At 61.0% G+C, this 23,978-nt stretch carries 22 protein-coding genes; 10 read left to right on the top strand and 12 right to left on the bottom strand.

Translation table 11 applies throughout. From position 1 onward, the window contains the following. The first annotated feature begins 12 nt into the window (after positions 1–12). The 9 genes from K8W16_RS09775 to K8W16_RS09815 all read left to right on the top strand — a co-directional run bounded on the left by K8W16_RS09775 (position 13) and on the right by K8W16_RS09815 (position 8,992). Entirely contained in the window at positions 13–738 is a 726-nt protein-coding gene (locus K8W16_RS09775) for an amino acid ABC transporter ATP-binding protein (protein WP_304123165.1), read from the top strand. 51 nt (positions 739–789) lie between these two features. Further along, entirely contained in the window at positions 790–1,611 is an 822-nt protein-coding gene (locus K8W16_RS09780) for a transporter substrate-binding domain-containing protein (RefSeq protein WP_304123076.1), read from the top strand. A 50-nt stretch (positions 1,612–1,661) separates the two neighbouring features. Beyond that, positions 1,662–2,384 carry an amino acid ABC transporter permease gene (locus tag K8W16_RS09785; protein ID WP_304123078.1) on the top strand — a complete coding sequence of 241 codons (723 nt, stop codon included), beginning with the start codon at positions 1,662–1,664 and terminating at the stop codon, positions 2,382–2,384. After that, positions 2,381–3,082: an amino acid ABC transporter permease gene (locus tag K8W16_RS09790; RefSeq protein WP_304123080.1), complete on the top strand. Its 702-nt coding sequence runs from the start codon at positions 2,381–2,383 to the stop codon at positions 3,080–3,082. The genes K8W16_RS09785 and K8W16_RS09790 overlap by 4 nt, the downstream gene beginning before the upstream one ends. 699 nt (positions 3,083–3,781) lie before the next feature. After that, positions 3,782–4,630, top strand: coding sequence for a glycerophosphodiester phosphodiesterase family protein (locus K8W16_RS09795; RefSeq protein ID WP_304123083.1), 849 nt, complete (start codon positions 3,782–3,784; stop codon positions 4,628–4,630). A 106-nt stretch (positions 4,631–4,736) separates the two neighbouring features. Then, positions 4,737–6,053: a sn-glycerol-3-phosphate ABC transporter substrate-binding protein UgpB gene (gene ugpB / locus K8W16_RS09800; protein WP_304123086.1), complete on the top strand. Its 1,317-nt coding sequence runs from the start codon at positions 4,737–4,739 to the stop codon at positions 6,051–6,053. A gap of 65 nt (positions 6,054–6,118) precedes the next feature. Continuing rightward, a complete protein-coding gene (gene ugpA / locus K8W16_RS09805) occupies positions 6,119–7,012 on the top strand; it encodes a sn-glycerol-3-phosphate ABC transporter permease UgpA (protein WP_304123088.1) in 894 nt (297 codons plus the stop codon). A 23-nt stretch (positions 7,013–7,035) separates the two neighbouring features. Then, positions 7,036–7,881, top strand: coding sequence for a sn-glycerol-3-phosphate ABC transporter permease UgpE (ugpE, locus tag K8W16_RS09810; RefSeq protein WP_304123091.1), 846 nt, complete (start codon positions 7,036–7,038; stop codon positions 7,879–7,881). 19 nt (positions 7,882–7,900) lie between these two features. Further along, on the top strand, positions 7,901–8,992 hold the full coding sequence (locus K8W16_RS09815) for an ABC transporter ATP-binding protein (protein WP_304123094.1): 1,092 nt from the start codon (positions 7,901–7,903) through the stop codon (positions 8,990–8,992). Positions 8,993–9,065: 73 nt separating this feature from the next. On the opposite strand, the gene K8W16_RS09820 is transcribed toward K8W16_RS09815, so the two are convergent. The 9 genes from K8W16_RS09820 to K8W16_RS09860 form a co-directional block, all read right to left on the bottom strand. Continuing rightward, positions 9,066–9,788 carry an IclR family transcriptional regulator gene (locus K8W16_RS09820; protein ID WP_304123097.1) on the bottom strand — a complete coding sequence of 241 codons (723 nt, stop codon included), beginning with the start codon at positions 9,786–9,788 and terminating at the stop codon, positions 9,066–9,068. Between the two features lie 459 nt (positions 9,789–10,247). Further along, positions 10,248–11,063 (bottom strand): nitroreductase family protein, encoded by an 816-nt coding sequence (locus K8W16_RS09825; protein WP_304123100.1) that lies wholly within the window; start codon positions 11,061–11,063, stop codon positions 10,248–10,250. 17 nt (positions 11,064–11,080) lie between these two features. Then, positions 11,081–12,496, bottom strand: a complete 1,416-nt coding sequence (locus K8W16_RS09830) for an SLC13 family permease (protein ID WP_304123102.1) — start codon at positions 12,494–12,496, stop codon at positions 11,081–11,083. 201 nt (positions 12,497–12,697) lie between these two features. Further along, entirely contained in the window at positions 12,698–14,059 is a 1,362-nt protein-coding gene (locus K8W16_RS09835; protein WP_304123104.1) for an MmgE/PrpD family protein, read from the bottom strand. Between the two features lie 62 nt (positions 14,060–14,121). Further along, positions 14,122–15,513 carry a dihydroorotase family protein gene (locus tag K8W16_RS09840; RefSeq protein WP_304123105.1) on the bottom strand — a complete coding sequence of 464 codons (1,392 nt, stop codon included), beginning with the start codon at positions 15,511–15,513 and terminating at the stop codon, positions 14,122–14,124. After that, on the bottom strand, positions 15,506–16,201 hold the full coding sequence (locus tag K8W16_RS09845) for an isochorismatase family protein (protein ID WP_304123108.1): 696 nt from the start codon (positions 16,199–16,201) through the stop codon (positions 15,506–15,508). The genes K8W16_RS09840 and K8W16_RS09845 overlap by 8 nt, the downstream gene beginning before the upstream one ends. A gap of 540 nt (positions 16,202–16,741) precedes the next feature. Continuing rightward, complete coding sequence (nhaC, locus tag K8W16_RS09850; protein WP_304123110.1) at positions 16,742–18,160, bottom strand: Na+/H+ antiporter NhaC; 1,419 nt, start codon at positions 18,158–18,160, stop codon at positions 16,742–16,744. Between the two features lie 91 nt (positions 18,161–18,251). Beyond that, positions 18,252–19,238, bottom strand: a complete 987-nt coding sequence (locus K8W16_RS09855) for a D-isomer specific 2-hydroxyacid dehydrogenase family protein (protein WP_304123113.1) — start codon at positions 19,236–19,238, stop codon at positions 18,252–18,254. Positions 19,239–19,262: 24 nt separating this feature from the next. Then, positions 19,263–19,943, bottom strand: a complete 681-nt coding sequence (locus K8W16_RS09860) for a DUF554 domain-containing protein (protein ID WP_304123116.1) — start codon at positions 19,941–19,943, stop codon at positions 19,263–19,265. A 253-nt stretch (positions 19,944–20,196) separates the two neighbouring features. Between K8W16_RS09860 and K8W16_RS09865 the strand changes: the two genes are divergently transcribed. Next, positions 20,197–20,775: a peptidylprolyl isomerase gene (locus K8W16_RS09865; protein ID WP_304123119.1), complete on the top strand. Its 579-nt coding sequence runs from the start codon at positions 20,197–20,199 to the stop codon at positions 20,773–20,775. Between the two features lie 279 nt (positions 20,776–21,054). Here K8W16_RS09865 and K8W16_RS09870 read toward each other — a convergent pair whose 3' ends face one another. The 3 genes from K8W16_RS09870 to K8W16_RS09880 are packed head-to-tail and all read right to left on the bottom strand — an operon-like array spanning position 21,055 to position 23,904. Further along, a complete protein-coding gene (locus K8W16_RS09870; RefSeq protein WP_304123122.1) occupies positions 21,055–21,363 on the bottom strand; it encodes a hypothetical protein in 309 nt (102 codons plus the stop codon). 5 nt (positions 21,364–21,368) lie between these two features. Continuing rightward, on the bottom strand, positions 21,369–21,836 hold the full coding sequence (locus K8W16_RS09875; protein WP_304123125.1) for an HMA2 domain-containing protein: 468 nt from the start codon (positions 21,834–21,836) through the stop codon (positions 21,369–21,371). 1 nt (position 21,837) lies between these two features. Beyond that, on the bottom strand, positions 21,838–23,904 hold the full coding sequence (locus K8W16_RS09880; RefSeq protein WP_304123127.1) for a heavy metal translocating P-type ATPase: 2,067 nt from the start codon (positions 23,902–23,904) through the stop codon (positions 21,838–21,840). Between the last annotated feature and the right edge of the window lie 74 nt (positions 23,905–23,978).

Genomic DNA, 23,978 nt, shown 5'->3' on the forward strand with positions numbered 1-23,978 from the left:
CGGGGAGAAAACGTGATAAGGCTTTCCAACGTGCATAAATCCTTCGGCTCCCATGAAGTGCTCAAAGGCGTCGACCTGGAAGTCCAGGAAGGGGAAAAACTCGTCATCATCGGCCCTTCCGGTTCAGGGAAGTCCACCACGGTGCGCTGCATGAACGGCCTGGAAATCCCCACCTCGGGCCATGTGTTCATCGACAATGTGGAGCTGACCCGGAAAAACCGCATCGAACTTGTGCGCAGCACCTCTTCCATGGTGTTCCAGCAGTTCAACCTCTACCCGCATCTCACGGTGATGGGCAACCTCACTCTCGCGCCCGTAAAGCTCTTCGGCAAATCGAAGAGCGAGGCGCAGGATATCGCCCGCCACTACCTGGAAGTGGTCGGCCTTGAGGAAAAGGCCCACGCCTACCCGGCCACGCTTTCCGGCGGCCAGCAGCAGCGCGTGGCCATTGCCCGCGCCCTGTGCAGCCAGACGAAGATCATCCTTTTCGACGAACCCACCTCGGCCCTCGACCCGGAAACCGTGCAGGAAGTACTGAACGTCATGGTCAGGCTGGCCGGAGAGAAAAACATCACCATGGTCATCGTGACTCACGAAATGGGCTTTGCAAGGCAGGTGGCGGACAGGGTGATCTTCATGGACGACGGCACCATTCTGGAAGAAGGCACGCCGGAACACTTTTTCGTCAACCCCACCCATGAAAGGACGAAACAGTTCCTGGGCAAGATACTGCACTAGGCCGGGAACGGAAAACGCCGCACGGCATAACCCGACAAGGAGAAGAACGACATGAAAAAACTGCACAAGATAGGCGCGTTTCTGCTTTCCGCCCTCGCCGTTCTGAGCATGGCCTCCGGCGCTTTCGCCGCGACGCTGCCGGATGACGTTCAGGCCATAGTCAAGCGCGGCGAGCTGCGCGTGGGCGTGAAGTCCGACGTGCCGGGCTTCAGCATGCAGGACCTTTCCGGCGACTATGCCGGCATGGAAGTGGATCTTGCCAGAAAGCTCGCCGAAGCCATGGGCCTCAAGCCCGACAAGGTCTCCTTCACCGCCGTGACGGCCAAGACTCGCGGCCAGCTTCTGGATACCGGCGATATCGACATGGTGCTCGCCACCTTCACCATCACCGCCGAACGCAAGAACATCTGGAACTTCTCCTCAGCCTACTACACCGACGCGGTATCCCTTCTGGTGAAGAAGAACGGCGGCGTCAAGGGCTACGCCGACCTCAAGGACAAGCTCGTAGGCGTGGCGGAAGGCTCCACCTCCAAGGATGCGCTCATCGCCGCAGCCAAGGAAAACGGCGTCGCCCTGAACGACACCGACAATATCCAGACCTTCCCCGACTACCCCTCCATCAAGGCCGCCCTCGACGCCGGCCAGGTGCAGGCCTTCTGCGTGGACGGCTCCATCCTTTCCGGCTACCTCGATCCGAGCACGGAAATTCTCACCACCGTCCGCTTCGCCCCGCAGGAATACGGCGTGGCCACCAAGCTTTCCAACAAGGGCCTGGCCGCCTTTGTGGAAGAGAACATCACGAAGTGGCTTGCCGACGGCACCATCGACAAGATCATCGCCGCCCACAACGTGGCCCCCTCCTTCAAGAAATAGGCACTTTTCTGGCGCGGCGGAAGCCGCGCCGCACAACGCAGGTTTGAACCGTGATTGAGCAAATACTGTCGCCCGCATGCTGGCTTGTCTTTCTGGCTGACTGGCGCCTGTTCCTTCAGGCCTTCGGCGTGACCGTCATGGTGTCCGTCGCCGCCCTGGCGCTGGCCCTGGCCCTCGGCGTCGTCTTCGGCGTCATGTCCACGTCGCATTTCCTTCTGCCGAGAAACGTGGCCCGCGCCTATGTGGAAGCCATTCAGAATACCCCGCTGGTGCTTCAGGCCTATGTGTTCTACCTCGCCCTCCCCTACATAGGGGTGATGATGGGCCAGGTATCCGTGGGCATCTTCGCCGTGGGCATCTACCACGGCGCGTACATTGCCGAGGTGGTACGGGCGGGCATCCAGTCCATCCCGCGCGGGCAGTCGGAAGCCGCCGCATCCCAGGGCTTCACCTATGTGCAGACCATGCGCTGGGTGATACTCCCCCAGACGGTGAAGATCATACTCCCGCCGCTCGTGAACCAGATGGTGAACCTCATCAAAAATACCTCCGTCATCGCCCTCATAGGCGGCACGGATCTCATGAACCGCACCAACGACTGGGCCACCAGCGGGGCCAGCATCTACGGGCCGCCCTTCCTCGTCTGCGGCGTGCTCTATTTCCTCCTGTGCTTCCCCCTCTCCACATGGGGGCGGCGCTATGAGGAAAAGCTGAAGAAAAAGGACAGCCATGCCGTTGAGGAGCTCAGAAAAATAGAGGAAGAACTGTCGTGATCGAGGTCATTACCCGTACTTTTACGCCCGAAATACTCGCCTATCTTCTGGGCGGCGCGTGGCTTGTCATCGAGCTTTCCGTCGTCATCGTGATATGCAGTATTTTCTTCGGCCTTATCCTGGCGCTTCTGCGCAGCTACGACAGGTTCATCCTCGGCAGGCTCGCGGGAGTGTACATCGAAATCTTCCGCAATACGCCGAACCTCATGTGGGTGCTCATCTGCTATGTGTACGCCCCCCTGCCCACGGCTTTTCTCCGCTGCTCCTTCGCCTTCGTGCTCTTCACCTCGGCCACCATCGCGGAAATCATCCGCGGCGGCCTGAACTCCATCCCCAAGGGGCAGTTCGAGGCAGCCGCCTCCCAGGGCTTCAGCTTCGTGCAGACGCTTATCTACATCATCCTGCCCCAGTGCTTCCAGAACATCGTGCCCACCCTGCTCAGCCAGGTCATCACCGTGGTCAAGGACACCTCCTTCCTCTCCATGGTGGCCGTGGCGGAGCTCATGTTCCGCTCCAGGAACGCCCTGGCGCTTCTGCCCCGGTACACGGGGCAGACCGTGGGCATCGCGCAGGTGGCCGTCATCTTCGGCTTCGCCGCGCTCATCTACTTCATCATCAACTTCTCGCTCTCCTGCATCGTGCGCCACATGCACAAGCGCCGCCATGCCCTGGCGCGGCAGGCCACGGCCAAGGCATAAAGGGCAAGAACCTCACCCCTGAAGCGCCCGGTACGGCTCACGCCGCGCCGGGCGTCTTTCATGCCCGAAGCAGGCCCCCGCCGCACGAAAAAGGCGAAACGCCGAGTCCCCGGGCGCTTTCCCGGCCGGGCGCGAAGGGCTTTTCTTCCGCGCGGCGTCACCCGGGGAGAAAACGCGCATCCGTTCGGAAAGAGGGCCTGCCGGGCACCGTGTCGACGCCTTCCATACCGCGCCCCCGGAAGGAAAAAGCCCTTCTCCCCTTCTGCCGCCCCGTCCTCCGGCCGTGCGGTCAGATTTTCCGGCCCCGGGCAGAACACGGCCACGGCTTGCCGCAGGCTTCGCACAGGGCTTTTGCCCGGCCGCGCAACGTACATAACGCCCCTCATGCCCCGCGCGCTTTCCAGAAAAAAAAGGCGGGCCGGCCGAAGCTCTGGAATTTTTTCACAACAATCGTGTCATACAACGGAAAATCTACGGCAAGAAAGCAGCTGCAAACAAGAATACGCTTGATAAAGGGCACGGTTTAAGATAATTACAGGAAAATACCTTTCGTGACGAAATTCCATCTGGCATATCCTGTCTCCGCCTTTCAAAAGCCGTCTTCCCGGGGCAAAGCCCCCATGTTTCGCAGGCTATTTCGCCCGCGTCCCCCCAGGCGTCCGCCTGCGGGAAACCCGTCATGGAACTGGGATATCTGCCATGAAAAGCACTGTTGAACTGCATGAACGCGCTCCCCTGCCCCTTGTCATCGCCCACCGCGGCGCAAGGGGCCACGCCCCGGAAAACACTCTCACCTCGGCCGAACTCGGCCACAAAGTCGGGGCCGACCTCTGGGAGCTCGACGTCAACTACACCAAGGACTACAGGCTCGTGGTGGTGCACGACGACACCCTCGTACGCACGACCAATGTGGAGGAGGTCTACCCCGGCAGAAGCTCCTACCGCGTGTGCGACTTCACGCTGGAGGAGCTTTCCCGGCTGGACGCCGGTTCCTGGTATGAAGGCCGCGACCAGTTCGGGCGCGTGGCCGCCGGGGAAATAGACGCGGATACCCTCGCATCCTTCAAGGGGCTGCGCATCCCCACGCTGGAAGAGGCACTCCTGCTCACGAAGCGCTTCGACTGGTATGTGAACGTGGAAATAAAGAACCACGAACACCTCATCGGTCATGATACCGTCACAAAAGATGTGTTAGAGATGATCCGCCGCCTCGACATGGCGGATCAGATCATCATTTCCTCCTTCCAGCACCGCTATCTGGAAGAGTGCCGCGCACTGTGCCCCGAAATGGCCACGGGCGCGCTTGTGGAAACGACGCGCCCGGAAGACCCTGTGGCCCTCTGCCGGAAGCTCGGCGTGAACGCCTATCACCCCGACAGGCTCATCCTCGCCCCCGGCGACCTTGAGAATCTGCGCGACGCGGGCTTTGCCGTCAACGTCTGGACCGTCAACGACATGGACGAAGCAAAAGATCTGGTCGCCCACGGCGCAAGCGGCATCATCACCGATTTTCCGGCCGCCTGCCGCTCAGCTCTCGGCAGGGGCTAGGCGCGCCGGAACACGCCCCGGGGAATCTTCCCCGCGCGGCGCATCCCATCCGGGATTCCCCCGGGAACCCCAACCGGACGACACCGTCCGCAAGGCAGGAGAACGTATGCGTTCCTTCCGATCCGTGGCCCTGCTGGCCATCAGTCTCATGCTTCTGGCCGCCCCCGTGCAGGCCAAGACCACCATCACCTTCTGGCATGGCATGGGTGGTGAACTCGGTGAAATCACCGACAACATCATCAACGACTTCAACGCGTCCCAGGACAAATACGAAGTCAAAGGCGTGTACAAGGGCAACTACGACGAGGCCATGACTGCCGCCATTGCCGCCTTCCGCGCCAAACAGCATCCCAACATCATCCAGATCTTTGAAGTGGGCACCGCCAGCATGATGGCCGCCAAAGGCGCCGTCCGCCCCATCTGGGAAATCATGGAAAACGCGGGCACGCCGCTTGACATGTCCAAGTTCCTGCCTTCCGTGACGAGCTACTACTCCACGAGCGACGGCAAGCTCATCGCCATGCCCTTCAACGCCTCCACCACCGTTCTCTACTACAACAAGGACGCCGTGAAGAAGGCCGGCGGCGACCCGGAAAACTTCCCCCGCACCTGGCCTGAAGTGGCCGACCTTGCAAGGAAAATCAAGGAATCCGGCGCGTGCAAGTACGGCATGACCAGCGGCTGGCAGTCCTGGGTGCAGCTTGAAAGCTTCTCCGCCTGGCACAACGTGCCCTTCGCCTCCAACAACAACGGCTTCGACGGCCTCGACACCGAGCTGCTCTTCAACGGCCCCCTGCAGGTCAAGCACATCGACTTCCTCTCCCAGCTGAACAAGGAAGGCGTCTCCGTGTATGTGGGCCGCAAGTCCGAAGCAATCAACACCTTCACCGCCGGCGAGGCGGGCATCCTCATGAACTCCTCCGGTTCCTACGCCGCCGTCAAAGCCGGCGCCAAGTTCGACTGGGGCGTGATGGTGCTGCCCTACTGGCCCGATGTGGAAGGCGCTCCCCAGAACACCGTCATCGGCGGCGCGGCCGTGTGGGCCATGGCCGGCCATTCCAAGGATTCGGAAAACGGCGTGGCCGCCTTCCTGAACTATGTGCTCCAGCCGGAGATCCAGGCCGCCTTCCATCAGGCCACCGGCTATGTGCCCGTCACCCTCGAAGGCTATGAACTCACCAAGCAGCAGGGCTTCTACGACAAGAACCCCGGCACCGACGTGGCCGTGAAGGCCCTCTCCGACAAGAAGCCCACCATCAATACCCTCGGCCTGCGCCTCGGCAACTTCGTCCAGATCCGCAACATCATCGACGAAGAACTCGAAGCCGTCTGGTCCGGCAAGAAGAACGCCAAGGACGCCCTCGACTCCGCCGTAAAGCGCGGCAACCAGGAACTACGCCGCTTTGAAAGGGCCAACCGCTAATCACGCTCATCCCGGGAGGGGCTGCGGCCCCTCCCCCCTCTCACGCATGCAAAAAGGAGCTCACAATGCAGGATGAGCGTTACGCATTCCGGGGCAAAAGGCATCTCATACTGCCCGTCCTCTTCCTGCTGCCCCAGCTTGTCATCACGGTGGTGTTCTTCTTCTACCCCGCCGGCGAGGCTCTGCTGGGGTCGGTATACATGGAAGATTCCTTCGGGCTTTCCCGGGAATTCGTCGGACTGGACAACTTCGCCGTCCTCTTCTCCGACCCGGGCTATCTGGAAACCCTGTACCTCACCTTCATCTTCAGCATCGCCACCATCACCCTCACCATGACAGTTTCCCTGCTCATGGCCGTGGTCGCCGACCAGGTACATGTGGGCGGCACCCTCTACAAATCGATGCTCATCATCCCCTACGCCGTCGCGCCGCCTCTTGCGGGCGTGCTCTGGCTTTTCCTCTTCAACCCCTCCGTGGGCGTGCTCTCCACGTTCCTCGACGGATTAGGCTACACCTGGAACCACAAACTCAACGGCAATCAGGCCCTGCTTCTGCTCATCATCTCCGCCTCGTGGAAACAGATTTCCTATAATTTCCTGTTCTTCCTCGCCGGATTGCAGGCCATTCCCCGTTCCCTCATAGAAGCGGCCGCCATAGACGGCGCAAGCCCCTGGCAGCGGTTCCGCAACATCATCTTCCCTCTGCTTTCCCCCACCACCTTCTTCCTTCTGGTGGTGAACACCATCTACACCCTGTTCGAGACCTTCGGCATCGTGCACGCAGTCACCCAGGGCGGTCCCTCCCGCGCCACGGAAACGCTCATCTACAAGGTCTTCAACGACGGCTTCATCGGGCTTGACTTCGGCGGCTCCTCCGCCCAGTCCGTGGTGCTCATGTTCATCGTCATGATCCTCACGTTCCTCCAGTTCCGCTACGTCGAACGCAAGGTCAACTACTAGCCGCGACAGGAAAGGGACTCGTTATGGTAGAAAAGAAAGGACTGGGAAGGGCGCTGAGCCATGCCGTGCTGCTTTTCGGCGCGGCCATAGTGCTCTTTCCTCTGTATGTGGCGCTTGTGGCCACCTCGCACAGCTACGACGTGCTCATCGGCACCACCCCGCTGTGGTTCGGTGAGGAGCTCATCAAGAACTTCACCACCGTGCTCACGGAAGGGCTCAAGGCCGCGGGCGGCATCCCCGTGTGGGTCATGATGGGCAACAGCCTCATCATGGCGCTCGGCATCGCCCTCGGCAAGATCGCCATTTCCATCACCGCCGCCTACGCCATTGTGTACTTCCGCTTCCCCGGGCGCGAGCTCTGCTTCGTGCTCATCTTCATCACGCTCATGATGCCCGTGGAAGTGCGCATCGTGCCCACCTTCCAGGTGGCGGCCACACTGAACTTCATCGACAGTTACGCCGGGCTCATCCTGCCGCTCATCGCCTCGGCCACGGCCACCTTCCTGTACCGGCAGATGTTCATGACTATCCCGCAGGAACTTCTGGAAGCCGCGCGCATCGACGGCGCGGGCCCCTGGCGCTTCTTTGTGGACGTGGTGCTTCCCCTCTCCCGCACCAACACCGCGGCGCTTTTCGTGGTGCTGTTCATCTACGGCTGGAACCAGTACCTCTGGCCACTGCTCGTCACCAACCAGGAAGGCATGTACACCGTAGTCATGGGCATACAGCGCATGGTGAACATCCCCGACGCCGTGCCGGAATGGAACCTCATCATGGCCGTGGCGCTTCTCGGCATGCTGCCGCCGCTTCTCGTGGTACTCGGCATGCAGAAGCTCTTCGTCCGCGGACTTGTGGAAACCGAGAAGTAACCCGTACAAGGAAGAGACAATGGCTAATGTTCGTCTTTGCGATATCGACAAGACCTTCAATAAGAACAAGGTGCTCTCCGGCCTCAACCTCGAAGTGCCGGACGGTTCCTTCATGGTCATGGTAGGCCCCTCGGGCTGCGGCAAGTCCACGGCCCTGCGCTGCATCGCCGGGCTGGAGGAAGTGACTTCCGGCTCCATCTACATAGGCGACAGGGACGTGACGCACATGGAACCCAAGGACCGCAACATCGCCATGGTGTTCCAGAACTACGCGCTCTACCCGCACATGAACGTGTACGACAACATCACCTACGGCCTGAAGGTGCGCGGTATTCCCGCCGAAGAGCGCAAACGCCGCGCCGAGGAGGCGGCAAAGCTCCTCGGGCTCGACGGCCTGCTCACCCGCATGCCCCGCCAGCTTTCCGGCGGCCAGCGCCAGAGGGTGGCCATGGGCCGCGCCATAGTGCGCGAGCCGAGCGTCTTCCTCTTCGACGAACCGCTCTCCAACCTCGACGCCAACCTCCGCAACCAGATGCGCATCGAGCTGCGCCGCCTGCACCAGCGCCTCGCCACCACCAGCATCTACGTCACCCACGACCAGGTGGAAGCCATGACGCTTGCGGAAAAAATCCTCGTGCTGCGCGCAGGCCATATCGAACAGTACGGCACGCCCGACGACGTGTACCTGCGCCCGGCCTCCGTGTTCGTGGCCCAGTTCATGGGCTCCCCGTCCATGAACATCGTGCGCGCCAGGGCCGAGGGCGGCGATATCATCCTGCCCGACGGAACCAGGCTTTCCGGCGTCCAGGCTCCAGACATAAACCTCGACGGCAGAAACGGCGACATTCTGCTCGGCCTCAGAAGCGAAGACCTTATCTTCGATCCTGAAGGCGACATTCGCGTCACCGTGGATATCGTGGAGGCCCTGGGCTCCGACACGCTCGCCTACTGCCGTCCGCTGAACAGCAACCCCGAAAAGCAGGAAAGCTCCTCCGTCATCGTGCGCCTGCAGGGCTCCCAGCGCCCCGCCTCCGGCGACGTGATACGCCTCACGGCCCGTCCGGGCCACGGCCATGTATTCGACCCGGAAACGCAGCTGCGCTGCCTGTAGAAATTCCATTAAAAGCCGAAAAAAACGGAGCTTCCCCGACGGGGAGGCTCCGTTTTTCTAAAGAGGAAAGCCGCTAATACACCGCAGCGATTTCGGCACAGGTACTTCTCAGAAGGCGTATGTAAAGGCGTATTTCCTTCTCCGTGAACTGCTGGCGCACGGCGGAAATCGTGATCACCGCGGTGAGGTCGCCGTCGGCGTTCAGCACGGGGGCAGCCACGGAACAGGCCCCCTGTATCCTTTCATTGGCGCTGGAAAAATAGCCGGCATGACGTATCTCTCCCAGAAGATGGGAGATCTGTTCCCAACTTTCTTCCATATCCAGCGCGTTGTCCCGATACACCTGAAGCTGACGGACTTCCGGCAGGCAGGCCCAGAGCATTTTGCCCGTGGCCCCCTTATGCAGCGGCAGGGGCGTGCGCAGCGGCGTATGATAGCGCAGCTCCTGGGCGGCATTGTGCACGAGTTCTATGCAGATGCGGAAATTATCCCTGTCCACCACGCTCATGCCCACGCTCTGCCCCGTTTCATGGGAAAGCTTGCGAAGATACGGCAGGGAAATTCTGCGGAGACGCTCATACATCTGACCGCCCTGGGCCATGCGAAGTATCTTGCTGCCCACGCCATACCGCGTCCCGGACTTTTCCAGGATGCCGCCCTCCACAAGACAGCGCAACATGCGAAAACATGTAGACTGGGGAATCCCCGTCACCACGGCAATGTCCTGAGCGCCCAGCCCGTTCTTTTCCTCCGCGAAGAGGGATAAAATGGAAATGACCCGTTCCACGGAGCGCATGGAGCTCTGCCCTTCCCCCTCTTTCTTTTCCGGCGCTTGTTTTAAATTTCTCACAAAGATAACCCGTTGTTTGTCGTTATTCACCTTCTTCATCCATACTGGGAAACGGACAAAGTTTCAATGTCCGCCGCAGGAATACCGAAAAAGTGATCCACCCGTCATACGATACGGGAACATCCCGCCGCCGGAAAACGGCAGCCCTGCCTTCGGCCTCCGGTCGAAGAAAAGCAGGCCCGGGGAATCCGCCCCTTTCTGCAAGGCTCCGGGCTCGCCCATGCTGCGGACACGGCCAGCATGGACGCGCTTTTCCCACGACAGAAAACCTGCGTCTGAAGCAAAAAGACAAAAGGTCCCGGCAAGATGGATGCTGCCGGGGCCTTTCTCCTGTCTGCGGCGTCCTCCGCCCGCGGGCGGAACGACGCGGAGGGGACATGACGCGCCGTTCCGCCCCGGGGCAGGTTATACCCAGGTCAGGGCAGGAGGCTTTCTCCACGGGATGCGCACATAACGTATCGCCGGATACCCGGCCAGAAAGGCGGCATACACCATCTTTCCTTCCGGAATGCCGAGGAATTGCCTGAGCTCGGGAACGGCGGGCGCTCCGCGTACGATGAGGCCGGACCAGCATGTACCTATGCCCATGGTGTGCAGCACGAGCTCAAGGTAGGACGCTGCGCCGGCGCATGCCTGGGGGGACATGTACGCGGGGGCTTCAAAATCGCCCCAGCGGGAAGGCAGTTCATCGGCATAAACGGTAAGCAGCAGGGGAGCTCCCCGAAGTATGGTATCCCTGCCGTGGCGGTAATTGTCGACATGCTTTTTCCAGCGGGGGAAGGCCTCCATCCACTCTGCCAGCAGCTCGCGTACCCGCGCAATAGCATCCGGGGAATCCACAAAACTGTACCCTACGTCCCGCCTGTTGGCTCCCGTGGGGGCATAGTTCGCTATGTGAAGCGCCTTTTCCACCTGCCCCCTGTCCACCGGCCTGTTTCTGAAGTGGCGTATGGAACGCCGCGACATGAAAAGCCGGGCCGCCTGCTCTTCGGGAATATTCAGAGCGGCAGGCTCCATGGCTTCCGGGTCCATGTCGTGCAGGCGTATGGCGGCGGCAGGGCATACCGCCACGCAGTGCCCGCACTGGATGCACTTCGCTTCCTCATCCGTCTTCCATACGGCCTTTTTATCTTCTCCCATCCTGAAAAGGTCGATGGAGCAGGCTTTCAGGCAAAGCCCGTCGCCCAGGCATTTTTCCGTATCTATGTGTATAAGAGGCATAGGGAACTCCGGCAGGATTAAAGAACGTCGATAAGCTTCCAGTAAGGCATCAGCACGGCCACCACGAAGATGGGCATGATGATGAACATGCGCAGGGCGAGAGCGGGAATGACATGGCGGAGCGTGATGTAGCCCGTCATGAAGATATACAGGAAGAAGCCGATTTCATAGGGGAAGATGTACTGATCCAGCCCGTAACTGAACGTGTACAGCATGGCCTGCGGGGAAACGCCGAGATCGACGGCAAGCTGCGCCATGGGCTGGCACAGCGCGGACATGGCGGCCATGGGCGTAAGGATGAAGTTCACCGCAACGCCCGTGAAGTAGCTGGAAATCAGTGCCATAGTCTCGCCCTGGCCTTCCAGAAGGGGCAGAAGTATGCCGGCCAGAGCCTTATCAATGCCTATGTTCTGGGCCACGATGCCGATGGAGATGCAGGCCGTGAGGAAAATGACGAAAGGCATGTCCAGCCTGCGAAGATCCGCCGCCGTCATCAGATTCACGCCGGGCAAAAAGTACACCATGGCAAGCAGCGCGAACACAAAGCCGCCGTCAAGCTTGGCCATGGGCGCAAGAAGGAATCCGGCCATGGCGATAACCAGGACGCCGAGCCCCTTGACTTCATCTCGGGAAACGCTGCCCATGGCGGCAAGGCGTTCGGTGAGCATCTGGCGCATCTGCCCGCGGTCGCGCAGGCGTTCCTTGCCCCGGATCATGAATATAAGCGCATAGGCTATGGCCGCGTAGACGACGCAGCCGAAGGCCTGATGATACATCCACTGCCCGTAGTTCACAGGCTCCTGTCCGCTGGCCACGGCCGCCGCATTGGCGCCCACGAGCTGGAGGAGCATGCTGGTCATGAAGGCGGGGGAGGTGGCCGCCGTGGCAAACAGGCCCGCCATGATGATGGAAGAGGACATGCGCGACTTGGGATCCACCCCGAGGGCGTCTACCATCCCCATGCCGAGAGCCGTAAAGATGATCAGACGGCCCTGGCTTGCAGGCATGATGGAGGAAAGCACAAAGCCCGCGAGAAGAAAGCCGAGCATGGCGCAGGCGTAGGAAGACCCCGTCCAGAGCATGATTTTAATGGCGATTCTCTTGGCCGCCCCCGTGCGGTGCAGAACATCGGCGATGATCAGGCCCGCAAAGGCTATCCACGGCAGGAAGGTACCGAAGGAACTGAACACCACGCCGGGTTTGGTGACGAACACGCTGTACAGAAACACCATGATGATTGCGGACACCGACGAAGGCATGGTTTCCAGCGCCCACGACATGACGGCCCATACCGTGATTGCAAGGAACAGGGGAATTTTCGGGTTCATGCCTTCGGACACGGGAATACAGAAATACACCAGCACCGGGACAAGAATGGACGCCGCCCATTTTATGGCGTCGGAACGTGAGAAGCCTGCTGAAACGGTAGACATAGGAAACCCCACTGTAGTGAATGAAGGGAAAAGCCGCCTCAGGCTTCCGGGGGCACAGGCACCCGGAAGGGCGGAATATTTCCACAATGATGACGAGACGGCCTTCCGGCTTGTTGCATCTTCTTCAGGAAAATGCGGACTCCTGAAAACAGTCGCGCTTCACACGCGGCCGCCTCCGGCGAAAGGCTCCCCGTAAGAAACTCAGACCTGAAGATCGTCCATGATTTCCTGAACCGGACGGTTTTCAAAATCCTTGATATCTTCGATGATCTTCTGCTGCCTGTCGTAGTAGAAGGGCGTGACGGCATGTTCGCAGCAGTGCCGGAACTTCCTTTCCACCTCTTCCGCCGTCAACATGTTGGTCGAATGGCCCTTCAGTACATGGCAGGTCTTGCTGAGCACTCTTCCGTCATCCAGAATGATCTGCACGGTCTGAGGCATTTTCAGCTTAGGCGCGGCATGTTCGTCCATGACTACCCGCGTCTTCTTTGCAAGGGCCACGATATCGGGATCATACAGGCGTTCTTCCGTGAAGTCGTCAAGGTCGATGAATCCGCGATGGAAGGCCACCGACGTGCAGTAGGCGCCGCTCAGAATGGCCTCCACCACGGCATGGCCGGAAATGGCCTCATACGGCTTGCTCGATACGCGGAACGGCGCGTCCGGCATGGTGATCACCACCTCGGCAATGTGTTTCGGATCCACGCCTTCGCGATAGAACTCGCATGCCGCGTCCACGGCGGCGTGCACGTCGCGTGCGCAGGGATACTGTTTGACGCCAATGCTCTTCACTTCCCAGCGGCTGCCCAGGTCCTTGAAAATCTGAGAGCGGTCGAAGCAGCCGCGTTCATACAGATTCATGTAGCCGAAGCGCCCTTCCAGCACGCCCTTCGCGCCGGTGATCCCCTTCTGCGCGAGCTGGCAGGAAAGAATGCCCGCATGCACGCCGAAGGCGGGATGCATGCGCTTGACCAGCGCCCCGTCAATATTGGACTGCAAGGTCGTGGACACCTGCGCATAGGCGATGCCCAGAGCATCCACAAACTGGGGGAAGCTCAGGCCCAGCATCTTTGCGGCTGCCACGGTAGCGCCGAAAAAGCCCAGAGTGCCCGTGCGCACAAAGGCTATGCTGGAGGTGATGCCCATGCCTATACGGCACTGTACCTCAAGAGCCAGAAGCAGGGCTTCCAGGATATCCTTCCCGGTTTTCCCGCCCATATATTCCGCCATGGCCAGCGCGGGCGGCAGACAGGAACAGTGGGCGTGACAGCACGCTTCATCGTGGTTGTCGTCGAAGTCCAGCGCCTGTATCAGCGTGGCATTGGCCATGGCCGCATGCTTGGCAAGAACCTTGCCTCCGAACACAAGGAAAGAACTCTGGGGCCTGCCTCCGTATTCCCGCATGAGCTCGACTACTTCCCGGCAACCGGGAGCATTGGAGCCCGCAAGGGCTACGCCCAGAGTATCCAAAAGCAGAAGTTTCTCATGATCCACAACGTCCTGCGGAATATCTTCCAGCTTCATTTCATACGCAAACTGTGCAAGTTCCTGCATAGCATCCATAGACTTTCTCCCTCTCTCCGGTTGCATACTCTTCCACGCCGGACGGGCGCGAAAACGAAGCATTACTTTCTTCCGACATAACGCCCGGCGCCGGGGGCGACGCAGATCTCGCCGTGATCCATGACCACGTTTCCCCGGCAGATAGTCATGACGGGGCGGCCCTTCAGGCGCATGCCTTCATAGATGGAATAGTCGGACGCGCTGTTGAGCTCCGACGCTTTCACCGTGAACTCGCTTTCAAGATCCACCAGCGCAAAGTCCGCGTCGCAGCCTTCCGCTATGCGGCCCTTGTCCGTCAGGCCGAACACCCGCGCAGGATTCGTGCTCGTCACTTCCGCGATGCGCTCCAGGGAAAGCCCGCGCTTGTGGTAGCCCTCGCTTATCATGAGCGGAAGAAGAAGGCCCACGCCGCCGAAACCGGGCTTCACCTTGCTCTGTTCCGTGCGACCCCCCTTCTTTTCAAAGCTGCTGTTGCAGTGATCCGTGCCTATGGAGCCGACCGTCCCCTCGCGTATGCCTTCCCACAGGCGCTCCGAATCCTCTCTGTAGCGTACCGGAGGGTTCACCTTGGCAAGAAGGCCGGCCTCGCTCTCCACCGTGGACGCCAGATAGTGAGGGCAGGTTTCCACCGTCACATAGCGCCGCGTCTCCTCGTCCTGAAGCAGGGGCGTGAGCATGTCCGCCGTCAGGCCCGCACTCGTGTGCACAAGGTAGGCCTTGGCCCGGAACTTCCGCGCGAGAAGCGCCGCTGCCAGCGCGGATACCGTTTCCGCATAGTCCGGGCTGCGCTTTTCGTACCAGCCCAGCGTGTCCTTGTCCGGCAGGGCGTCCCATTCACGATGGAAAAGCGGGCTGCGGGAAATCTCCATGCTTTCGCAGTGCACGCACAGCGTGGCCGTGGGAAGTTCCGCTCCCATGCGCTGCAGCACATAGCCCATGTCCCCGTCGTCCAGCCGCAGGGCCTTTTCCTCCGGCACCTTGAACAGTTCAGGCACCTGATACATGTAATTGGTGTAGAACTTGAACGACGATATGCCGAAGCGCCTGTACAGCACCCCCATCTGCTCTATGTGGTCCGTGGACAGGATGCCGATGTGAAGCCCGAAATCCACCGCCACCTGCGCTTCCCCGCGCCGGATGAGGTCCTCCACCGTATCCGGGTAATCCTTGCCGTGGCGGAAATACGACAGCACCGTCGTCACGCCCCCCGTGGCCGCGCAGCGGCTTTCCGTCCGGCAGTCGTCGTCGTAGGGCATGTACACGCCGTAGTGCATGTGCGGCTCTATCGCCCCGGGAAGAACCACCAGGCCGCGCGCGTCTATCTCTCGGCGCGCCTCGGGCGCCCCGTGGTTGCCGATGAACACGATGCGCCCCTGTTCCACCCCTATGTCCACCGGCTGCATGCCCCTGCCGGGCAGGCAGGCCTGCCCTCCGCGTATGAGAAGATCAAGCATGGCCGCCCCCCAGGCCCTTCATGTAGGCCGATATTTCTTCGGAGTTCATCACGTCGCAGTATTTCATCCACATATCCAGAAGCCCCGCCGCATGGGAAATGCTGATGCGGTCGTATACGCAGTCCTCCACCACCGCCACGTTGAAGTTGCGCGTCACCGCGTCCACCGCCGAGGCACGAACGCAGCCGCTCGTGGAACCGCCCGTCAGGATCAGCGTGTCTATCTTCATCTTCACCAGCCAGGAAAGAAGCGGCGTCCCGTAGAAAATGCTGGCGTAGGCCTTGTCCAGCGTCAGGTCCCCGGGCTGCGGCGCAAGCTCGTCCACGATGAACGTCCCCCGGTGCCCTTCCACATACCGGCTCTGATCCCGCTGCGACTTGGCGCCGAAACTGTCGAAAGCCAGGTTCTTCTGCACATTCCTGGTCAGAAGCACCGGAATCCCCGCTTCCCTTGCCTGCTTCAGAAGCGGCTGTATGCGCCGTATGGCCGCCCATGCCGCAGCCCCGCCGCCGGAAGGCCACTCGGCGAGCTGCTCCCCTACGGGCCTGTCCTCGCCCACATAGTTGTACTGGGCGTCGATCACCACCAGCATGGGCCTGGTTCCCAGCCCCCTGCTCTTGCCGTAGCCGCCTTTCTCAATGACCAGTTTGTCGTCCCCGGTCAGATACGGAGTCCAGACTCTTTCCATACTCGGCCCTCCTTATTATTTTATGATAATATATTTCTTATTGTATGAGAAATAAAAATCATAAAATAATATTCTTTTGTTTTATAAACATAGTGTCCGTTCTGCTTTCTCTTGTCAAGGCCCCCGCCGGATTTTTCTTCCGCGCAATGAAAAGGCACGTGACGCCCGGCACGGCATCCCTGCCTGTGCATAGGCGCATCCTCCGCTCCAATGGGCTTTGAAGAAAGGCATGTCCCGCCCGTCTCCCGGATAGCGTGCTTTCTCCGTAAAAAAACACCTTTTCAATGGCGACCGGGAGCCTGAGCTGCCCGCCTTATCGAAAAAATGCCTTTCGTCGATGAATGGGCCGTGTTCTGTCCGCGCGTGGAGGCATCCGCGGTCTCGGCAGCTTCCGCTCCATCCACGGATTGAAAGCTTTTCCCTTATCCCCGCACATGCGCGTCTTTCCTTTGCCCTGCCCCGCACAGGACAAAAAAACGCGCCGAATTTCTTCAGCGCGCTTTTTACAGCACCGGCCGGGAAAATCCCGGCAGGTTCACGTCATGCCTTGTTTTTCGCGGCCCTGCGCACAGGGGAGCCGTCCATGCGCCAGATGCCGAAGCCGGTGACGGCGCAGATCAGGGAGAAGATGGGCACGAACCAGTTGAAGAAGGCGTAGGGCACGAAATCGTAGGCGCTCACGCCGAGTACGCCCGCAATGTAGAAGGCGTGCACGCTCCACGGCACGAGCGGGCAGCCGATGGTGCCCGCGTCCTCACAGGTGCGGGAAAGCACCAGGGGGCTGATATCGGCGTTCTTGAAGGAATCGAGGAAGGCGCGGCCGGGAACGATGACGGCCAGCATCTGGCTGCCGGTACCGAAGTTGATGAGATACGCGGCGGCCAGGGCGGAGGCCACGAGGCGCAGGGCGGACTTCGCGCCCTTCAGTATGGCTTCGAGCAGCACTTCAAGCACGCGGGAGCGCTCCAGGATGCCGCCGAAGGCCATGCCGGAACAGAGCAGCAGCACGGTGGGCATGATGCTCATGAGCCCGCCGCGGGAGAGCAGCGGGTCAAGGTCGGCTATGCCCGTCTTGGACACATAGCCCGAGGTCAGCATGGTGGCCAGCTTATTGAAGGGCACGCCCTCGGCCACGGCTATGACCATGGCCGCAAGCAGGCACACGAGCATGACGGGAAGCACGGGGTAGCGGCGGTAGGCCAGCACTATCATGAGCACGGGGGGGATGAAGGCCACCGGGCCGAGGCTGAAGTTGGCCTCAAGGCCGGAGAGAATGGCGTTCAGGCTTTCCAGGGAAGCGCTCTGCTGCGCCGCCACGGAACTGCCCAGGAAGGTGTAGGCCACGCCCGCCACGATGAAGGCGGGGATGGTGGTCCAGAGCATGGACATGACGTGGGAGAAAAGCGGCACTTCGCACACCGAGGCGGTGATGTTGGTGGAATCCGACACCGGGGACATTTTGTCGCCGAGGTACGCGCCGGAAACGATGGCGCCCACCGTCATGTACACGGGGTAATCCAGCGCCTGCCCCACGCCGAGAAGCGCCACGCCTATGGTCCCCATGGTGCCGAAGGAAGTGCCCGTGGCCACCGAGGCCACGGAGCAGAGCACCATGGCCGAGAGCAGGAAGTGCTCGGGAGCTATGAGTTTGAGGCCCCAGTAGATGATTGCGGGGATGGTGCCCGAAGCAAGCCAGGCCGCGATGATCATGCCCACCATGGCCAGAATGGCTATTGCTATCTGTATGCGGCCGAGGGCCTCGAACATGCCGTCCTGAAGGTCTTCCCAGGTGTAGCCCGTCTTCATGGCCATGAAGGAAGCCAGGGCCACGGCTCCGAGCAGCGGCAGCACGGGGGGCCGCACGCCCACCACGAGCGTGCCGTACAGGATCATGGCCACAGGCAGCACCAGTGAAAGTGTCGCCCACAAAAGCGATGGTTTCTTTCCTTGCGTCTCCATCTGCATTCCTTGCGGTAAAGGTTTTTCCCTACCCTCTCCTCTGTGAGGGTTCCCTCTATGCCCTGGCGAAACGCGCGCGGCGCCCCGCCTTTTATGCGGAAACCTCAAGCCGCGTGGGGCGGCCCGCCTTCATGTCCAGAAGGCTTTCGATGCCGCAGTCCACCATGCTTATGATGGACTCCTCCGTATAGAAGGCCATGTGCTGGGTCAGCACCACGTTGGGGAACTGGCGCAGGTACACCATGTCCTTGTTCCTGAGTATGTCGGTCTTCCTGTCGGCATGATAGATGCCCTGCTCGTTCTCGAATACGTCCATGGCCAGGGAGCCTATCTTTTCCGTCTCTATGCCCTCAGTCACGGCGTCGATATCCATGAGCTCGCCCCGGGCGGTATTGATGAGAATGACGCCGTCCTTCATGCGGGAGAGGCTTTCACGGTTCACCATGCGCCGTGTTTCGGCAGTAGCGGGCACATGGAAGGTGATGATATCACATTCCCTGTAGATGGTCTCAAGATCCACGAAGGTCGCCCAGGGGCGCAGATCCTCACATTCCACAAGATTGTAGGCCAGGATGCGGCATCCGAACCCGGCAAGGGCGCGTATCACGGCGGCCCCTATGCTGCCCGTGCCCACCACGCCCACGGTCTGGCGGCGGAGGCTGCGGCCCATGAGCCCGTAGAGGGAGTAGTCGTTCACCTGCTGCCGCCACATGGCGGGCTTGTAGCGGCGCAGCACCATGAGGATGAGCATGAGGGTGAAGTCGGCCACGGCGTCCGGCGGGTAGGCGGCGTGGCTCACGCGAAGACCCAGCTCCTTCGCGGCGGCGAGGTCGATATGGTCCACGCCTATGGTACGGGTGGACACAAAGCCTATGCCCATGGCCTTGAGCGCTCCGAGCAGCTCCCGGTCAAGGCGGCTGCGGCCGAGCGTGGACACGGCTTCGCAGCCCTCGGCACGGAAAAGAGTGTCCATGGAAAGGTTGCCTTCCACCAGGCGGAGGTTCACGTCGAGAGTGCGGGAAAGGCGGTCGAATTCCGCCCTTTCGTCGCTGCTGACTTCAAACACGGCGATGTTCATGGCTGTTCTCCGGTAGGGACGCGGTTACAAAAAAGTGACGGCGAGGCCGTAGAGGATCACGCTCACGAAGAGCGAGGGCAGCATGTTCAACGTCTTGCAATCTTTGATGCGCAGCATGGACACGCCGGAAACAAGGATGAGTATGCCTCCCACGACGGAGACTTCCGTAAGGAGGTCGCGCGGAACAAAGGAGCCGAGCCACAAGCCGAGAAGGTACAACCCTCCCTGCCAGCAGAAAAGCACCGGCGCGGCAAAGGCTATGCCAAGACCGTAAGTGGAGGCCAGCACCATGGAGGTGACGAAATCCAGCGTGGCATTGGTGAAGAGAAAGGTGTGGTTGTTGTGCACCGCACTTTCTATGGGGCCGAGGATGGAGAGCGTGCCTATGCAGAAAAGCAGTATGGCCGTGGCGAGGCCGCGCCCCAGGTCGGAACTGCCCATGCGGCGGGCGAAATTCTGGAACTTGCCGTCCCAGTCCCACACCGCGCCGAGAAAGCTCCCGAGGGCCATGCTCAGAATAAAGAGCACGGGATACTTGCTGTTCGGCATGTTGGAAACCACGGCGTTCACGCCTATGGCCACGGCGGAAAAGCCCATGGCGTCGAAAAGCGCAGTCTGATATTTCTCCTTGATGCCCTTGCGAAGCACGCTTCCGAGCACGCTTCCGCAAAGTATGGCCGCCGTGTTGACTATGGTGCCTATCATGTTTCCTCCGGTCAGGTGTTTCTGCATAGCATAAATCATGCCGGGACGTAAGCCCTCCCCCCGGGCGCAGACCGGGGCGCGGCATTGCCAGGAAACGAAGCTTTTTGTACAAAAAAAATACGCATCGCCTCTTTTCCCGAAAAAAAAGCATTGACAACACGGCAAGGGGCTATGACATTCTTTTCCGCCGCGCCCGCCCGGAAGGCCTGTGCCTGCCCGCCGGACCTCGGCATCTGGAAACAGGAGATTCCCTATGCGCAAACTTCTCATATCCTGCCTGCTGCTCGCGGCCGCTCTCGTGTTCGGCCCCGCCTGCCAGGCACAAGCCGGAGGAAAAACCATGGTCACGCTTCAGACCACCAAGGGCGACATAGTCCTTGAACTCGACGCCGAAAAGGCCCCCAACACCACCAAGAACTTTCTGGAATATGTGAAGTCCGGCTTTTACGACGGCACCATCTTCCACCGCGTCATCCCCGGCTTCATGATCCAGGGCGGCGGATTCGACAAGGACATGGTGCAGAAGAGCACCAACGCCCCCATTGAGAACGAAGCCAACAACGGCCTGAAGAACGACGTCTACACCATCGCCATGGCCCGCACCCAGGCCCCCCACTCCGCCACGGCGCAGTTCTTCATCAACGTGGCGAACAATTCCTTCCTCAACTTCACCGCCCCCACCATGCAGGGCTGGGGCTACGCCGTGTTCGGCAAGGTGGTGAAGGGCCAGGACGTGGTGGACGCCATAGCCAAGGTGCCCACCACCTCCCACTATCCCCATCAGGATGTTCCGGTGGAACCCGTCATCATCAAGAAGGCCGTCATCGACTAGGCTTTCCCAAGCCTGAAACGACAAAGCCCCGGGCTTTCGCCCCGGGGCTTTTTTCGCATCCGGCCGGGGCGCGCTCTCCCCGCCGGGCGGAGACCCGGCAGGAAGGCCCGGCAAAGCGCAGGGATTTTCCGGCGGGCGGCTGCGCAGGGCGCGTTTTCTGCCCACCCGCAAGCCCCGCTTTTCCGACCTGCGATGCCGTGAGTCAAAAACTGTGCCGGCGATACGAAAAGGCCCTTCCCGCCATGCGGAAGGGCCTTTTCGTATCGCAGAAGGCCGGAATCAGCCTTTCTTTCCTTCGTCCTTCCTTTCTTCGGAAGAAGGTTCCGCCCCGGAGGATTCGCTTCTTCCCGCAGGCGGAGCAAGGAGTACTGCCGCAAAGGTGCGGACGGCCTCCGCCGCCTGCGCGGCGTACCACTTCAGCGGACGTGGGAAGAGCAGTACGGCGAAAAGCATGGTCAGCCCCATCAGGGCAAAAGCCTGCACGAGCACGGCGAAGGCCATGCACAAGAGCGCGAGCGCCAGCACCGCACAAAGGAGAAGGGCAAGGGAACGGCCCAGACGGACGGACAATTCGCGCATTTTTTCCATGATGCTTACCACAGCGTTTTTCTGTGCGCGGCCATGTGCTGGAGGCTTGCCAGCGCAAAGGCCGCACCGGCGGCGCGGTGCAGGCTCCCCCCGCCGGCAAAGGCCCCGGCCAGGGAAAGCAGGAGGGAAACGAGCATGGCGCGGTTCGCAAGGCGCGTGGCGCTGCGGGAAAGCACCATAGCCATCAGTTCAGAGGCGGGCCCCCGGGCCCTGCCGCGGCCCTTTTCCTCCTCCGGCAGCAGGGCCGCACCCTGCCTCGCCAGCTCCAGGAGCGTTTCCCGGCTCAGTTTTTCCGCATCGTAGAAGATGAGAAGGGAACCGGTCAAGGGGTTGGCGCGCACGCTCTCCACGCCGTCCACGCCTCCCAGCAAGGCGGTGACCATGTCCGCCGTGGAAGGGTCTTTCAGAGCTTCGTGACGAAGGCGCACGCGGCCGTCGATGAAACTTGTGATGCAGTCGGTGATGGAAACCATATCATTCCCCTCCGGGCAGGGCCGGGCGCATGGCGTTGAGCGACACGCCCAGCGTGGTGAGATTATGAAGTACCGCCGAGACCCCCGGCCTGAGCAGGCCGAAAAGGCCTCCGAGAAGGAAGGCGGAATTCAGGGCCATGGTGGCTGCAAAATTGATATGGATACGGTTCATGGCTCCCCTGCCGAGCTGAAGAGCCGTGACCAGCTCCCACAGGGATCCGCCCATAAGCACTACGTCGGCCACCTCGCGGGCGAGATCCGCCCCGTCGCGCAGCGTGACGCCCACATCGGCGGAGGAAAGAGCCGGGGAGTCGTTGATGCCGTCTCCGAGCATGAGCACTGTACGGCCCGAGGCCTTGAGCTCCTGCACCACGCGGGCCTTGTCTTCCGGCAGCACCTGGGCGCGGAATTCCGTGATGCCGAGCCGCGCCGCCACCGCGGAGGCGGTGCGCCCGTCGTCGCCGGTAAGCATGAGCACATGACCTATCCCCATGTCGCTCAGGCGCCGGATGAGTTCCGGACTTTCCGGCCGGAGAGGGTCTTCCATGGCGATGATGCCCGCCGCCTTTCCGTCCACGGCAAGATAGAGCAGAGAGTACCCCTCGCGGGACAGAGCCCCCATATGCTCTTCCATGGGAGAAAGATCCACATGCTCATCCTGGGAAATATAATGACGGCTGCCCAGAAGCACGCGCTTTCCCTTCCACAGGGAAGCGATGCCGTGAGCCACCACATATTCCACTTCCGTGTGTTCCTCGGCATGGCGCAGGCCGCGTTTCTCCGCACCGTGCACCACGGCGCGAGCCACGGGATGGGGGAAATGCTCCTCCAGGCAGGCAGAGAGGCGGAGTACCTCGTCTTCGTCGAAGCCCTCGGCGGGAACAACACGGGCCACCTCAGGCCGCGACTGGGTAAGTGTACCCGTCTTATCGAAAACCACGGTATCCACGGAAGCAAGAGCCTCCAGGAAACGCCCGCCCTTGACCATGACCTTATGCTTCACCCCCTCATTCATGGCCGCGAGTATGGCAAGGGGCGTGGCGAGGCGCAGGGCGCAGGAATAATCCACCAGGAGCACGGAAGCCGCGCGCGTAAGGCTGCGCGTGAAAAGCCAGACCAGGCCAGCCAGGGCGAAGGTGAAGGGCACGGCCCTGTCGGCCAGTTTCTCAAAACGCCCCTGTATGCCCGCCTTCATCTGCTCGGTAGTTTCGATGAAGCGCACGATCTGCTGCATGCGGGTATCCTTGCCGATGCTGGTGGGGCGCACGAAGATCTCCCCGTCCTCCACCACGGTACCCGCGTACACGGAAGCCCCCTCCCCGCGCATGACGGCCAGAGGCTCCCCAGTCATGGAGGATTCGTTCACCGAAGCCGTACCCCGGGCCACCACGCCGTCTACAGGCACTGCGGAGCCGGCACGCACGGCCACAAGATCAGTCTCCTTGAGGTCGGAAAAGGGAATGAGCATCTCCTCCCCGTCGCGCAGCACCCACACTCTGTCCGCCTGCAGCGCCAGATGGGAGGCCAGATTCTCCAAGGATTTCTTCTGCGTGTAGCGCTCCAGCGCGTCGCCGAAGCCGAGAAGGAGCGTAAGCAGGCCCACGGTACGGAAATCGCGCCTGAGCAGGGAAACGGCTATGGCCGCACCATCCAGTGCATCCACATCCAGCCGCCTCTGCGACAGGGAGGAGACGCAACGACGCAGATACGGCAGCGCGTGGGAAATGGCCGTGACCATATTCACGGCCACAGGCAGAAGCGGACGCAGGAAAAGGTAGCGGAAAAAGGGAAAGAGGCTGGGCCCCCCCTCCACCCTGCCCACGTCCCTGGATACAGGCTTTTCCGCCCCGCAGACGGCTCCATTCAGAAAAAGACAGGCACGGGAAAGTGCGCCCTCGTCGCTGTAGAGAAGGAGGACACTTCCGGTATGCGGGTTCACACGCACGCCCTCCACCCCGGCAACAGCCTCCAGCCCGTCTGCCAGGGCCTCGGCCGTGCGCAGCCCGAAGCGCGCTTCACTGCGCAGGCGGGCACGCCCCGGAATACGATGGACTAAAACAAAATTCATGCATTTCTCTCCCGGAGGGCCGGACATGGCTTCCGGCCGAAAGTTCCGGCCGCGCCTATGCCCGGCCTTCGGCA

The sequence above is a fragment of the Mailhella massiliensis genome (assembly GCF_020741395.1).
In the GTDB taxonomy this organism is placed as follows: Bacteria; Desulfobacterota; Desulfovibrionia; order Desulfovibrionales; family Desulfovibrionaceae; genus Mailhella; species Mailhella massiliensis_A.

Excerpts from the sequence above, each read along its gene's own strand:
- K8W16_RS09780 (WP_304123076.1), top strand. The coding sequence starts at position 790 with ATGAAAAAACTGCACAAGATAGGCGCGTTTCTGCTTTCCGCCCTCGCC.
- K8W16_RS09795 (WP_304123083.1), top strand. The coding sequence starts at position 3,782 with ATGAAAAGCACTGTTGAACTGCATGAACGCGCTCCCCTGCCCCTTGTC.
- ugpB (WP_304123086.1), top strand. The coding sequence starts at position 4,737 with ATGCGTTCCTTCCGATCCGTGGCCCTGCTGGCCATCAGTCTCATGCTT.
- ugpA (WP_304123088.1), top strand. The coding sequence starts at position 6,119 with ATGCAGGATGAGCGTTACGCATTCCGGGGCAAAAGGCATCTCATACTG.
- ugpE (WP_304123091.1), top strand. The coding sequence starts at position 7,036 with ATGGTAGAAAAGAAAGGACTGGGAAGGGCGCTGAGCCATGCCGTGCTG.
- K8W16_RS09815 (WP_304123094.1), top strand. The coding sequence starts at position 7,901 with ATGGCTAATGTTCGTCTTTGCGATATCGACAAGACCTTCAATAAGAAC.
- K8W16_RS09820 (WP_304123097.1), bottom strand. The coding sequence starts at position 9,788 with ATGCGCTCCGTGGAACGGGTCATTTCCATTTTATCCCTCTTCGCGGAG.
- K8W16_RS09825 (WP_304123100.1), bottom strand. The coding sequence starts at position 11,063 with ATGCCTCTTATACACATAGATACGGAAAAATGCCTGGGCGACGGGCTT.
- K8W16_RS09830 (WP_304123102.1), bottom strand. The coding sequence starts at position 12,496 with ATGTCTACCGTTTCAGCAGGCTTCTCACGTTCCGACGCCATAAAATGG.
- K8W16_RS09835 (WP_304123104.1), bottom strand. The coding sequence starts at position 14,059 with ATGGATGCTATGCAGGAACTTGCACAGTTTGCGTATGAAATGAAGCTG.
- K8W16_RS09840 (WP_304123105.1), bottom strand. The coding sequence starts at position 15,513 with ATGCTTGATCTTCTCATACGCGGAGGGCAGGCCTGCCTGCCCGGCAGG.
- K8W16_RS09845 (WP_304123108.1), bottom strand. The coding sequence starts at position 16,201 with ATGGAAAGAGTCTGGACTCCGTATCTGACCGGGGACGACAAACTGGTC.
- nhaC (WP_304123110.1), bottom strand. The coding sequence starts at position 18,160 with ATGGAGACGCAAGGAAAGAAACCATCGCTTTTGTGGGCGACACTTTCA.
- K8W16_RS09855 (WP_304123113.1), bottom strand. The coding sequence starts at position 19,238 with ATGAACATCGCCGTGTTTGAAGTCAGCAGCGACGAAAGGGCGGAATTC.
- K8W16_RS09860 (WP_304123116.1), bottom strand. The coding sequence starts at position 19,943 with ATGATAGGCACCATAGTCAACACGGCGGCCATACTTTGCGGAAGCGTG.
- K8W16_RS09865 (WP_304123119.1), top strand. The coding sequence starts at position 20,197 with ATGCGCAAACTTCTCATATCCTGCCTGCTGCTCGCGGCCGCTCTCGTG.
- K8W16_RS09870 (WP_304123122.1), bottom strand. The coding sequence starts at position 21,363 with ATGGAAAAAATGCGCGAATTGTCCGTCCGTCTGGGCCGTTCCCTTGCC.
- K8W16_RS09875 (WP_304123125.1), bottom strand. The coding sequence starts at position 21,836 with ATGGTTTCCATCACCGACTGCATCACAAGTTTCATCGACGGCCGCGTG.
- K8W16_RS09880 (WP_304123127.1), bottom strand. The coding sequence starts at position 23,904 with ATGAATTTTGTTTTAGTCCATCGTATTCCGGGGCGTGCCCGCCTGCGC.